Raw genomic sequence first — 13,716 nt, forward strand, 5'->3', positions numbered from 1 at the left:
CCAGGGGAGACACTGAGATGCAGGTGAAGATGGGCTGGGCCCGCCGCGCCGCCGTGATCGGCGCCGCTGCGCTGCTGAGCGCGGGACTCGTGGCGTGCGGCAGCGACGACGACAAGGGCTCGGATGCCGAGACCACCGCCGCCGCCACGACCCGCACGTTCCAGGCCCAGAACGGTGCAATCGAGATTCCCGGCGATCCGCAGAGCATCGTCGCCTGCGGTTACGCCGTCCTGCCGCTGATCCAGTCGGGTGCCAACCTCTCCGGCATCTGTGAGTGGGGTCGTGAGGACGACAACATGGACGCCGACACCAGGAAGGCCTACGACGCCCTGCCGAAGGTCGGCCCCGACGGCGCGATCAGCGAGCTGAACTACGAGGCGGTCACCGCTGCCGACCCGGATCTGATCATTCTGGGTGTCCCCTCCCGCGCGCAGTCCCAGGTCGACATGGGCAAGCTGCAGGCACTCGCACCCGTCGTGTTCCTCGGTCCCACGACGCCGGCCGACTGGCGCACGCTCGGCGAGCAGTTCGCGGACGCAGCGAACGTATCCGACTTCTACGGTGCCTTCATCGAGCAGTACGACGAACGGGCCCAGGAGATCTCGAAGAAGTACCAGGACAAGCTCGGTGGGCTGAAGTTTGCCGGTGTGTGCAGCGTGTGCTTCCCCGATCCGGGCGAGTTCGTCCGCGAGTACAAGTCCTCCTACGTGACGAACCTGTTCGACGACCTGGGTCTGCAGTTCCCCGGCCGGCCGGACAACCCGGAGGACGGCCACGCCGAGTACGTCGCCTTCGAGCGGATCTCCGACAAGCTCGGTGACGCCGACGTCATCGTCTACGGCGTCGAACTCGACGGTTCCGTGACTCCCGAGATGCAGGAACTGATGGCGTCGCCGCTGTGGCAGAACCTGCCCGCGGTGAAGGCAGGCAACCTCGTTCCCGTCAAGCACGCGCAGGCTGCCACCCACCAGACCGCCCTGCTCGCGCTCGACTCGATCGACGAGGGCCTCGGCGCACTGCCCGCCGCGAAGCAGTAGTCCCACCTGCGGCTCGAACACGGCCCCCGACAACATATTCGGGGGCCGTGCTCGTACCCGCACCCGTTTCGACCGGAAGTAGATCCCCTGCATGTCCAAGCTCGAAGACGTCGTCCCGCTGTCACCGCTGCAGCAGGGGCTGCACTACCTCAGTACTGTCGCGGCGCCGTCCGAGACCGAACGCGACGAGCCGCAGGTGGATCCGGACGCCTACACCGTGCAGTCGGTGTTGCGCCTCACCGGTGACGTCGACGCCCGACGCCTGCACGCCTCGGCGCAGGCGCTGCTGGACCGGCACGCGGCACTGCGTACGTGTTTCCGTCCGCGTAAGGACGGGCGGGTCGCGGGTCTGGTAGTCAAGGACATCGAGGTGCCCTGGCGCAGAGTCGATCTGAGCTCGACGGCCGACCCGGAGGCGGCCCTCGCCGATCTCCTGGACACGGACCTGCACACCTGGTTCGACCTCACCGACCCTCCACTGGTCCGCTGGACCCTGATCCGACTCGCCGCAGACGACGTGCGCCTGCTGCTCACCGCGCACCACACGGTCGTCGACGGCTGGTCCACACCCATCCTGGTGCGTGAACTGCTCGAGATCTACGCGGCCGGCGGCAGCGCGGCGGCGCTGCCGGCCGTCCGGCCCTACCGCGACTATCTCGCGTGGCTGGGACGGCAGGACCACGATGCGGCGCGCGAACTCTGGCGGCAAACGCTGGACGGCCTCGACGGACCGACGCTCGTCGCCCCGCCGGGTTCCACTCGCGACGCGCAGGGCACCGCCGCGATCGACGTCGAGATTCCCGCGGATCTGACGGAACTGTTGACGGGTCGGGCGCGCGACACCGGTGTCACCCTCAACACCGTCCTGCAGACCGGGTGGGCGCTGCTGCTCGCCGGTCTGGTCGGCCGCCACGACATCGTCTTCGGCGCGACGGTGTCCGGTCGCCCGGCGGACCTTCCGGGTGTGGAATCGATGGTGGGCCTGTTCATTAACACCGTCCCGGTCCGGGTGCGGCTCGACCCCGCGGCGACCGTCGCCGAAACGCTCCGACGTGTCCAGACGGAGCAGGCCCGGACTCTCGACCACCAGTACCTGGGACTGGCCGAGGTGCAACGCGAAACCGGTCTGGGTGAACTGTTCGACACGCTCACGATCTTCGAGTCGTATCCCGTCGATCGCGATGCGCTCGACCGCGCCCAGCGTGCCGGCGGGGTCGGGATCGCGGGCGTCGACGCGGTGGACGCCACCAACTACCCGCTGGTGCTCACCGCGGGCGTCGCCGATCGACTGATCGTCCGACTCGACTACCGTCCTTCCCTTTTCGCCGCGGCCGATATCGCGACTCTGGGGCGGCGCCTGGTCACGATCCTGAGCGCGCTCGCCAGCGGGCCGCAGACGAGGGTCGCGGCGCTCGCGGCGCTGTTGCCGTCGGAGACGCGGGCCCTCGGGACGTGGTCGACGACTCCGGCAGCCGAGCCGTCCGGCATCGTCACCGACCTCCTCTCGCATCGGGATCCCGCAGTGCCCGCCGTGATCTGCGACGGCGAGCAGCGCACCTTCGGCGAACTGGTCTCGAACTCGGCACAACTGGCACGGCTGCTCATCGGCTCCGGTGTCGGCCCCGACGTCCGGGTGGGTCTGGCTCTGCCTCGGTCGGCGGCGATGGTGGAGGCCGTCACCGCGGTCCTCTCCGCCGGGGGAGCCTACCTGCCGCTCGACCCTTCCTATCCGGCGGATCGACTCGCGCACATGGTCGCCGACTCCCGGCCGGCCGTCGTGCTGACGACGGCGGCCGTCGCGGCGTCGCTCGGTGGTGTCTTCACGCAGTCCCGGATCGTGATCCTCGACGATCCGCAGGTTCGTGACGCGGTGTCGCGACAGTCCAACCGACCCGTCACCGACAGCGATCGGATCGCGCCGCTGCGCCCGGCCAACGCCGCCTACGTCATCTACACGTCCGGGTCGACGGGCCTGCCCAAGGGCGTGGTCGTCACACATTCCAACCTCTCGGATCTGCATGCCGCGCAGCGCGAGACGATGATGCCGGTCGTGGCGGAGCGCCCGCGCCGAGTGCTGCTGACCTACCCGTTCGCGTTCGACTCCGCCGTCGCGTCCCTCACGTGGCTGTTCGACGGCCACACCGTGCACCTGCTCCCCGACGACCGGCGTACCGATGCCGACTACATCGTCGACTACGTGCGGACCCGTCGCATCGACCACGTCGACTGCGTACCGGCCCTGATGAACCAGCTGCTCGACGCCGGACTGCTCGACACGGCCGCGCACGTGCCCGCGCAGCTCACCGTGGGCGGTGAGGCCGTGTCGCAGACGCTGTGGCGCAGGCTCGGGTCCGCGTCCGAGCGCGGCGTCACGGCGTTCAACTGCTACGGCCCCACCGAATGCACCGTCGACGCCACCGCATCCCGGATCTCCGGTGAGGCCGTCGTGATCGGTGGGCCCACCCCGGGCACGCGCGTGTACGTCCTCGATCGCTGGCTACGTCCCACGCCGCCCGGCGTCGACGGCGAGTTGTACGTGGCCGGTGGCGGCGTCGCCCGCGGTTACCACGATCGGCCCGCGCTCACCGGATCCCGTTTCGTCGCCGATCCGTTCGGAGCGGCCGGTGAGCGGATGTACCGCACCGGCGACGTCGTCCGGTGGACCCCCGACGGGGTCCTGGAATTCGCGGGCCGCGCCGACGATCAGGTCAAGATCCGCGGGTACCGTGTCGAACTCGGCGAGATCGAGTCCGTGCTGGCCGCTGCGTCGGGTGCCGGGGAAGCTGTCGTCGCGGCGCACACCGACGACCGTGGTGTGACGCGACTGGTCGGTTACGTGATCGCAGACGTCGACCCCGGCGCGGTGCGTGCGACGATGAGCGGGCGCCTGCCCGACTACATGGTTCCCACGGCGATCGTGCCACTGCGCACCTTCCCCCTGACCGCGAACGGGAAGGTGGACCGGAAGGCTCTGCCGGAACCCGATTTCGGTGCGCTCGTCGGCTCGGGTGAACCGCGCACCGAGACCGAGGCGATGCTGGCGGCCGTGGTCGCCGAGGTTCTCGGTCTCGACCGGGTGGGTGTCGACGACGACTTCTTCACGCTCGGCGGCGACTCGATCGTCTCGATCCAACTCGTCACCCGGGCCCGCGCGGCCGACGTCCGGATCACCGCGCGACAGGTCTTCGAGCTGCGGACCGTCGCGGCTCTCGCTGCGGCGCACGACACTCCGGCCGACACCCTCGGCGACTCGCGCGTCACCGCCGCGGCCACCGGAGACGTGCCGGCGACCCCGATCGTCCGAGACACCGTCGCGCACGGCGTGCCACTCGACCGCTTCGCCCAGTCGCGTCTGCTGATCGCGCCAGACGCGCTCTCCGAGCCCGCTCTGCGCTCGGCGGTGGCCGCGCTGCTCACCACGCATCACATGCTGCGTTCGGTGTTCGCGGTGGTGGACGGACACCCGCAATGGGAAGTGCCGGAGCAGATCCCGGAGACCTCTGCGCTGGTGCGGCGGGTCGCGGTCGCGGGGAGTTCGTGGCCGGAGGTGTTCGCTGCCGAACGCGAGAGGGCGTATCGAGCCTTGCGTCCCGATGCGGGCGTGATGGTGCAGGTGGTGTGGTTCGACTTCGGACCGGGCCGTGCCGGGCGGGTGTTCATCGCCGTCCACCACCTGGCGGTGGACGGGGTGTCGTGGCGGATCCTGGTACCCGACCTGGCCACCGGCGTCGAGCAGGCTCTACGCGGGGAGACCATCGCCCTCGCGGACGCCGGAACGTCGTTCCGGGACTGGGCGGTCGGGCTCACGGAAGCCGTCGAGTCGGACCGGATCCGCGGTGCGCTGCCGTTGTGGCGGGAGATCTCCACAGCGAGCGAGCCGGCGCTCGGGGTGCGGGCGCTCGATCCCTCGCGTGACACGGTCGCGTCGGCTCGATCGATCGAGGTGCGGGTACCGCCGGCACTGACCCGGAGCGTGCTGACCACCGCGCCGGCCGCCTATCGGGCAGGGGTCGCCGACGTGCTGCTCACGGCACTCGGTCTGGCCGTCGTCGGAGAACGCGGGGGCGACCGTGTCCGGGTGCATCTCGAGGGCCACGGCCGCGAGGAGCACGTGGTCGCGGGCGCCGATCTCTCGCGGACCGTCGGTTGGTTCACGTCCCTGTACCCGGCGGTCCTCGACCTCACCGGCGTCGATGTCGCCGGCGCCTTGTCCGGGACCGAGGCCGCCGGCATCGCGCTGGCGCAGGTCAAGGACGGCCTGCGACGAATCCCGGACAGCGGCATCGGTTTCGGGATGCTGCGCCGCCTCGGCGAGACCGCCGGCCGATTGGACGGCTGTCGGGCCCCCGATGTCATGTTCAACTACCTCGGACGACTGACGCTGGGGGAGGAGTCCGGACGCGCCTGGACGGGTGCGCCCGAATCCGGTGCCCTCGGCGGTGCGGTGCATCCGGCGACCCCGCTCGAACACGTACTGGACGTCAACGCCGTCACCGAGGACGGCGCCGACGGTCCCGAACTGGTCTGTGAGTTCACGGCGGCTGACGGGATCCTCGACGGCGCCGCCGTCTCGCGGATCGCCGCCCGCTGGATCGATGCGCTGCGCGCCCTCTCCGAACACACGTCGGCGCTCCCCACCGCGACGCGCACCGTCGCCGACCTCACATACCGCGGACTGGAGTATCCGGAACTGCGTTCCCTGGCAGATCGACTCGGCCCCGTGGAGGACGTCGTGCCGCTGACTCCGCTGCAGCGTGGGCTGTTCTTCCTGGCCGAACTCGACGCCGACAGCGACGTCTACGCCATGCAGACCGTGCTGGACCTTCGTGGTGACCTCGACCGCGACGCGCTTCGTCGCAGCGCCGACGCCCTGCTCGCCCGGCACGCGACACTGCGCACCGGATTCCGTGCCTCGGCCGCCGGCGAACCGATCGGTGTCGTGCTCGAGGCCCCCGAATTGGTCTGGGCCGAGGTCGATCTCACCGACCTGCCGGAGGTGCAGGCGGGCGAACGCAGTGCCGCCGTCGTCGCCCGGGACCGGGTCACCCGCTTCGACGTCGGTGCGGCGCCGCTGTTGCGGTTCACTCTGATCCGGCTGGCACCGCGGTTGCACCGCCTCGTGTTCGCGGCGCATCACCTGCTGCTCGACGGCTGGTCGTCGCCGCTGGTGATGCGAGAGTTGTTCACGCTGTACGGCGCGGGTGCCGACGTCGCGGTACTGCCGCCCGTTCAACCGTTCACCGACTACCTGGCCTGGCTGTCGGAGCAGGACACCGACGCGGCGCTGCAACGGTGGAACGACGTGCTCGACGGCGTCACCGAACCGACGCTGGTGGCGCCCGCCGGATCGTCGCTGCGGGCGGATCTGCCCGGCGAGCACTCGATCGCGGTACCCGACGGCCTGGCCGCGGCCCTGCAGCGCCGCAGCCGCGACCTCGGAGTCACCGTCAATACCGTCGTTCAGGCTGCCTGGGGACTGCTCCTCGGTCACCGACTCGACCGCGACGACGTCGTCTTCGGTGCCGTCGTGTCCGGTCGTGTCCCACACGTGGCCGGGATCGAGACGATGATCGGCCTGTTCATCAACACCGTGCCGGTGCGGACGACCCTGCGTCCCGGCGAGCGCACCGACGAATTCCTGCGGCGCGCGCAGGACCTGCAGAATCGCACTCTCGACGACCAGTACGTGGGTCTCGCCGACATCCAGCGTCGCGTCGGGATCGGTGAACTGTTCGACACCCTTCTGGTGTTCGAGAGCTACCCGATCGACACCGAGGCACTGGCCCGCGCGCAACGATCCGGCGGCCTCGAGGTGAGCGACGTCCGTGGCCACGACGCCACCAACTTTCCGCTCGTCCTGGTCGCTGCGCTCGACGAGGAACTGACTCTCACCCTCGAGTACCAGCAGTCGCTGTTCGACGGCACCGATGTCGAGGTGCTCGGGCAACGGCTGGTCCGGGTGCTCGAGCAGCTCGCGGCGCCGGACACGTCCACCGTCGCCCGCGTCGATCCACTGTCGGACGTCGAACGGGGGTTGTCGGTCGGGGACCGGGCGGCCACCGTGCCCGCACCCGCGACGGGCTGCAGCACGGTCGCGGAGTTGCTCGCCGCTCGCGTGGCGGCCTCCCCGGGCACCACCGCAATTGTGTTCGGGGACAGCCGTCTGACGTTCGGCGAACTGGGTGCGGCGTCGGCTCGACTCGCCCGCCTGCTGATCGCGTCCGGTGTGGGACCCGACACCGTCGTCGGACTCGCGCTGCCCCGTTCGGAGCGGATGGTGGTGGCGATCTTCGCGGTGATCGCGGCGGGTGGCGCCTACGTCCCCATGGACCCGTCGTATCCGGCGGACCGGCTGGCGCACATGGTGGCCGATGCGACACCGACCGTCGTGGTCACCGACGGCACGGTCCGTGCCGCACTGGACGCGGTCCTGCGCGGCACTGCGGTGACGGTACTCGACGATCCGGAAGTCGAAGCGGCACTGGCTGTCCTGCCGGACGCCCGGGTCTCCGATGCGGACCGGCTCGCCCCGTTGCGGCCAGACCACTGCGTGTACGTCATCTACACGTCCGGCTCGACGGGCCGACCGAAAGGCGTGGCCGTCACCCATGCGAACCTGCTGAACCTCTTCGAGAGCCACCGAGCCGACCTCTACCGGCCGACGGTCGAGGCCACCGGACGCGAGTGCGTCGGTGTGGGCCACGCCTGGTCGTTCAGCTTCGACGCGTCGTGGCAGCCCACCCTGTGGCTGCTCGACGGCCACACCGTCCACGTGTTCGACGAGGACACCATGCGGGACCCGGAGGCGATGACCGACTACGTCGTCGACCGCGGGCTCGACTTCCTCGAGGTGACCCCGTCGTTCCTCGACCGGATGCTCGCCGCCGGACTGTTCGACCGCGAGCACCGGCCCGCTACGGTCGGTTTCGGCGGAGAGGGCGTCAATCCGGCGTCGTGGCAGCGACTTCGGGAACTGACCGACGGTCGCGCGTTCAATCTCTACGGTCCCACCGAGTGCACCGTCGATGCCCTCGTCGGGCAGGTCACCGACGCAGACGAGCCGTGCCTGGGCCGTGCCGTGCACGGCGGCCGCGCGTACGTCCTCGACCGATGGCTGCGGCCCGTCCCCGCGGGCGGCACCGGTGAGCTGTATCTCGCCGGCTCAGGCGTCGCACGCGGCTACCTCGGCCGACCCGATCTCACCGGGGCGCGGTTCGTCGCCGATCCGTTCGGTGCCGCGGGGGAGCGGATGTACCGGACCGGTGACACGGTGCGGCGGGGCGCCGGGACCCTCGAGTTCCTCGGGCGCGGCGACGACCAGGTGAAGATCCGCGGGTTCCGGGTGGAACTGGGGGAGGTGGAGGCGGCCCTCGCAGCGGTTCACGGGGTGCGCGACGCGGTCGTCGTGGCGCACACCGACACCCGGGGTGTGGTCCGCCTCGTCGGCTACGTCACGCCGGACGGGCACGTCGATCCCGCGGCGGCACGCGCCGTCGCCGCAGAACGCCTGCCCGACTACATGGTTCCCGCCGTGGTGCTCGTGCTCGCGGAGTTCCCGGTCACCGCGAACGGCAAGATCGACCGCAAGTCGCTGCCGGAACCGGATTTCGGTGCGCTGGTCGGATCGGGTGAGCCGCACACCGACACCGAGGCGATGCTGGCGGCGGTGGTTGCCGATGTGCTGGGCCTGGACCGGGTCGGTATCGACGACGACTTCTTCGCGCTCGGCGGCGACTCGATCGTGTCCATCCAGTTGGTGACCCGGTGCCGGGCGGCCCGACTGGCCGTGACCGCGCGGCAGGTGTTCGAATTGCGCACGGTGGCAGCGCTGGCCGCCGCGTGCGAGCAGACGCCGGATCCCGGGAGGAACGAGGCAGCGGCGGCCCTCGCGGCGATCGCCGCGACGGGCGAGGTGGTGCCGACGCCGATCGTGTGGGAGGCGGTGCACTGGGGCACCGACCTCGGCCGGTTCTCGCAGGCGCGGCTGCTGGTGGCACCCGACGGGCTGACGGTCGAGGTGCTCGAAGCTGCAGTCGCCGGGCTGCTCACGACGCACCCCATGCTGCGTTCACGCTTCGCCGTGGTGGACGGCGTGCCGGAGTGGTCGGTGCCCGAGCGGCTGCCGGACGCCTCGCAGGTGGTGCGCCGGGTCGACGTCTCCGGCTGCTCCGACCGCGAGTGGGGCGACGTCTTCGCCGCCGAACGCGAGTACACGTACGCGGCGTTGCGTCCTGCGGACGGGATCATGGCGCAGGTGGTGTGGTTCGACTTCGGCCCCGGGCGGCAAGACCGCGTGTTCGTGGCCGTCAATCACCTGGTGGTGGACGGCGTCTCGTGGCGGATCCTGGTCCCGGACCTCGCGACCGCTGTCGCACAGGCGCACAACGGTGAACCCGTCGCGCTGACGGACGCCGGCACGTCGTTCCGGGCCTGGACGCGAGGACTGGTCGACGCGGCTCGCAGCGAGCGGATCGCCGCGACGGCAACCTACTGGCAGCGCGTCGTCGACGCCCGTGAACCGGCGCTCGGCGCCCGGCCGCTCGATCCGGCGCTCGACACGGTCTCCACTCTCCGGTCCGTCAAGCGAGTGCTGCCGACGGAGGTCACCACGCACACACTCGGCGGTGGTGCCGTCGACGAGACCCTGCTCACGGCACTGGCACTCGCGGTGGCGAAGGTCCGTGGCGGCGACACCGTGCGGGTGGAACTCGAGGGCCACGGGCGTGAGGAACAGGTGGTTCCCGGTGCGAACGTCGACCGCACGGTGGGCTGGTTCACGTCCATGTATCCGGTCGCCTTCGACCTCGGCGGCGTCGCCGTCGACGAGGTACTCGCGGGCGACGTCCCCGCGGACGAGGCCTCCGCGCGGGTGCGTGCTGCGCTGCGCGCGGTGCCGGACAACGGGATCGGTTTCGGCATTTTGCGCAGGCTGACCGGTGAGGATCCGTTCACCGGCTACACGCGCCCGCAGATCGTCTTCAACTACCTCGGTCGGATGACGTTGGGGGAGCAGAACGGCGGACCCTGGTCGGGTGCACCCGAGGGCGTCGCGTTGGGCGGCTCGGTGGACTCGGCGACACCGCTCGACCACATCCTGCAGGTGGACGCCGTGGTCGAGGACACCGCGGACGGACCGATCCTGGACTGCCAGTTCGCGGCGTCCGCGGTGCTGGACGACGCCACCCTCGACGCGATCGCGTCCGCCTGGGAGCAGGCGATGTCGGCGCTTCTCGGCGTCGCGACGCACGCCGTGCCCTGATCCGACGAGACCTCAGCAAACAAAGGGAGATAGAACATGTCACTCGACCGCGACACGATCCTCGCCGACACGGCGCAGATCCTGGAGGTGGACGTCGCCGAGATCGATCCGTCGGTGAGCCTGGTGGACCAGGGCCTCGACTCGGTGCGGCTGATGGCGCTCGTCGAACGCTGGCGAGACAGCGGCGCCGACGTCGACTTCGTCTCGCTCGCATTCGAACCCGATCTCGAGCAGTGGTTCACACTGCTCGCGCCGCGGTGACCCGCCCGTGGCACTCCTCGGGAAGCTGACTCTCGACCTCGACCCGCTGCGCACCAGTCGGGAGTTCCGCTACATCTTCACCGCGCGGGTCGTGTCGCTGTTCGGGCTCGGCTTCCTCATCGTCGCCGTGCCGCTGCAGGTGTACGAGATCACCGCGTCCACCGCCCACGTCGCGGCGGTGTCGACGGTGCTGGGGCTCACGACGTTCGGTGCGACGTTCGCGGGCGGCATCCTCGCCGACCGGTACGACCGGCGCCGCGTCATCGCTCTCGCGCGCGGCTGCGCGGGTGTCGCCTTCGCAGTGCTCGCGATCAATGCGTTCCTACCGGACCCTAGGCTCTGGGTGGTGTATCTCGCCGCGATCGTCGACGGGATCTGCGGTGGTATCTCGGCGACCGTGCTGATGTCCGTCACCCCGACCCTGCTGCCTCGCAACAAGATGGCCGCGGCCGGAGCGCTGATGGCGCTCACCGGCGACCTGGGGGCGATGATCGGGCCGGCGCTCGGTGGTGTCGTGATCGCTTCCGGTGGTGTCGGGCTGGCGTTCGCGCTCGCCGCGGCCACGACGGCGGTCACCACGTTCTGCATCACCCGCCTGCCGGCATTGCCGCCGCCGCGCTCGGCCGGGGAATCCCCGCTACGGGCCGTCGCGAGCGGATTCCGCTATGCGGCGGGTCATCGCGTCATCGGTGGTGTGCTCGTGTGCGGGTTCGTCACGATGCTGCTCGCCGGGTGGTCGGTCCTGATTCCCGAGTACGCCGCCGAGGTCCTGGGAGTCGGAGCCTCGGTGACGGGTCTGCTCTACGCCGCACCGGCCGTCGGTGCCGTGCTCGGCGCACTCACCAGTGGGTGGACCGGGACCGTGCGCTGGTCCGGCCGCGCGGTGTTCGTGGGCATGCTGCTCTCCGCCGCGGGCCTCGTCGGGGCCGGGACGACCGGAGCTGTCGTCGTGACCGTGGCGGGTCTGGCTGCGCACGGATTCGGCGAGGCGGTCGCCGACATCCTGCGCTACGCGATCGTGCAGAAGCACACCGCCGAGGAGTACGGCGCCCGCATCGCGGGCGTGTGGTCGGCGCAGGTCACCGCCGGGGCGTCGGTGGGCGCGGTCGCGGCCGGTGTGGTGGCCGCGCTGGTTCCGATCGATGCCGCGCTCGCCGTGTACGGTGCCACCGGTCTGGTCGCGACGGCAGTGCTCGCCGTGACGCTGAAGCGGTTGCGCCGCTTCGACGAACACGCCCAGCCCCTTTCGGATGCCGCGCACGTCGAGCAGCCGACGTCATGAGAAAGGAGTTCTACGATGGCAGCGACCGTTCGTGAGGTCGAGGTGTTTCCGATCTGCATCCGCGAGGTGGAGGTACTTCGCGTCGAGGACGTGACACCGGGAATGCGCCGGGTGATCGTGGGCGGTTCGGCGATGGACAGTCACGTTCGTGACGGTGTCCGACTGCCCGCGGTGTGCACCAACGGTTTCGACGACGACGTCAAGCTGCTCCCGGTCGATCCGCAGACCGGTGCACTGCCGTTCGACACCCCGCGGAACACCGACACCGGTGCGGTCGACTGGCCGGCCGGATCGTTCCAGTACAGCCGGACCTACACGGTGCGCAGCTACGACGCCGACACCCGGGAGATGGCGATCGACTTCGCCGAGCACGAGGGAGGTTTGGCCTCGGACTGGGCGTACCGCGTCCGCCCGGGCGAGACGATCCTCATGGCCGGCCCCAAGCACTCGGCGAGCCTGCCGCGGGAGGCCGAGTGGATGCTCGTCGCCGGCGACCAGACTGCGCTGCCCGCCATCGCCCGCTGCCTCGAGATGCTTCCCGCGGACATGCCCGCGACGGTGGTGATCGAGGTGGCCGAGCCTTCGCACCGTCAGGAACTGAAGTCCGAGGCGCCGGTCGAGATCACGTGGTTGTTCCGGTCCGAGAACGGCGGAAAGTCGCGGCTGGTCGAGACCGTCCAGGCGGCGCGGTGGCGTCCGGGTCAGCCGTACCTGTGGGTCGCGGGCGAGGCGCTGACGATCAAACCGCTGCGGCGGTGGGCGAAGCAGGACAGGGCGATCCCCAAGCAGTTCGTCGAGATCACGGGGTACTGGCGGCAGCGTGAGGTTCCCCGGACCGAAGGGACGTCCGGTGAAGGCGAGGCGACGCCGGACGCCTACAGCGAGCTTCACGAGATGTCGGAACTGTTGCCGCCGTTCGTGATCAGAACGGCGGTCACCGTCGGGGTGTTCGCCGCGATCGAGGCCGGAGCGGCGACCCCGGCGCGTATCGCGGCGGTGTGCGAGACCCACCCGGATGCCACCGCGAAACTGCTGCGCCATCTGGTGGCGATGAACCTCCTGACGGTCGACGGTGACCGGTTCGGCCTCACCGAGATGGGCGAGATCCTCGCCGACCCGGACACCTTCGCCAGCCAGGCGTTGCACTTCGGGAAGATTCACACCCGGCTCGACATGGCGTTCCTGGGATTGCTCGAGGCCGTGCGGACCGGTGCGCCCGCCCCCGGGCACGGATTCGCCGACAAGGCACGGGAGCCCGGCTTCGTCGAGGACTTCCACGAGGAGGCGGCGGCGGGCGCGGTCTACCGGGCGCCGGCGCTGCCCGACGCCGTCGACCTCGACGGCGTACGCACGGTCGCGATCTACGGAGAGGGCGCCGGCGTCTATGCCGACACCCTCGCCCGCGTGCGGCCCGACCTCGACATCGCGCTCGTCGGACTGCCCGCGGCGAACGACCGGAACATCGCGGACGTGGCGCAGTCCCGGCGTGCTCGGATCCGGCGCGTCGACCGGAGCGAGTTCACGCCGCTCGACGACGTCGTCGACCTGGTCGTGGCGGTGGACGTCGTCGACGCTCACCCCGATCCGGACGCGCGGATGCTGATCGGCGTGCTGGGCGCCTCGGGCCGCCGCGTGGTGCTCGTGACGGATCTACTGGATCCCTCGACGGACGACGACCACGAGACCGAGAGCGATCTGCTGCGGTTGTGCCTGTACGGGTCCGGCCGACGCACCGAGGCCGAGATCCGGGCTCTGGTAGTCGATGCGGGCTGTGGGACAACGCGATTCGGGTCGATCGGCTGGGGGTCGACCGTCGTCGAGTTCGCCGGCGTGCAGTGACGGAGGGGCGGTGCCACCCGATCCGGTGTGGCACCGCC

The 13,716-nt window shown here is 70.5% G+C and carries 5 protein-coding genes; all 5 read left to right on the forward strand.

Features of this window, described 5'->3' with window-relative positions; translation table 11 throughout:
- Window positions 1-17 precede the first annotated feature (17 nt).
- The 5 genes from C7H75_RS04310 (at window position 18) to C7H75_RS04330 (ending at window position 13,678) form a co-directional block, all read left to right on the forward strand.
- On the forward strand, window positions 18-1,037 hold the full coding sequence (locus C7H75_RS04310) for an ABC transporter substrate-binding protein (protein ID WP_106850981.1): 1,020 nt from the start codon (window positions 18-20) through the stop codon (window positions 1,035-1,037).
- A 91-nt stretch (window positions 1,038-1,128) separates the two neighbouring features.
- Window positions 1,129-10,296, forward strand: coding sequence for a non-ribosomal peptide synthetase (locus C7H75_RS04315; protein WP_106850982.1), 9,168 nt, complete (start codon window positions 1,129-1,131; stop codon window positions 10,294-10,296).
- Window positions 10,297-10,332: 36 nt separating this feature from the next.
- Window positions 10,333-10,557 carry a phosphopantetheine-binding protein gene (locus C7H75_RS04320; RefSeq protein WP_064077803.1) on the forward strand — a complete coding sequence of 75 codons (225 nt, stop codon included), beginning with the start codon at window positions 10,333-10,335 and terminating at the stop codon, window positions 10,555-10,557.
- A gap of 7 nt (window positions 10,558-10,564) precedes the next feature.
- Window positions 10,565-11,839 carry an enterobactin transporter EntS gene (gene entS, locus C7H75_RS04325; RefSeq protein WP_064077804.1) on the forward strand — a complete coding sequence of 425 codons (1,275 nt, stop codon included), beginning with the start codon at window positions 10,565-10,567 and terminating at the stop codon, window positions 11,837-11,839.
- A gap of 15 nt (window positions 11,840-11,854) precedes the next feature.
- The gene (locus tag C7H75_RS04330) at window positions 11,855-13,678 is read left to right on the forward strand and encodes a siderophore-interacting protein (protein WP_106850983.1); all 1,824 of its coding nucleotides are present in this window, start codon (window positions 11,855-11,857) and stop codon (window positions 13,676-13,678) included.
- Window positions 13,679-13,716 lie beyond the last annotated feature (38 nt).

This window comes from Rhodococcus (subgen. Prescottella) equi (assembly GCF_003013675.1).
GTDB classification, from domain to species: Bacteria; Actinomycetota; Actinomycetes; order Mycobacteriales; family Mycobacteriaceae; genus Prescottella; species Prescottella equi.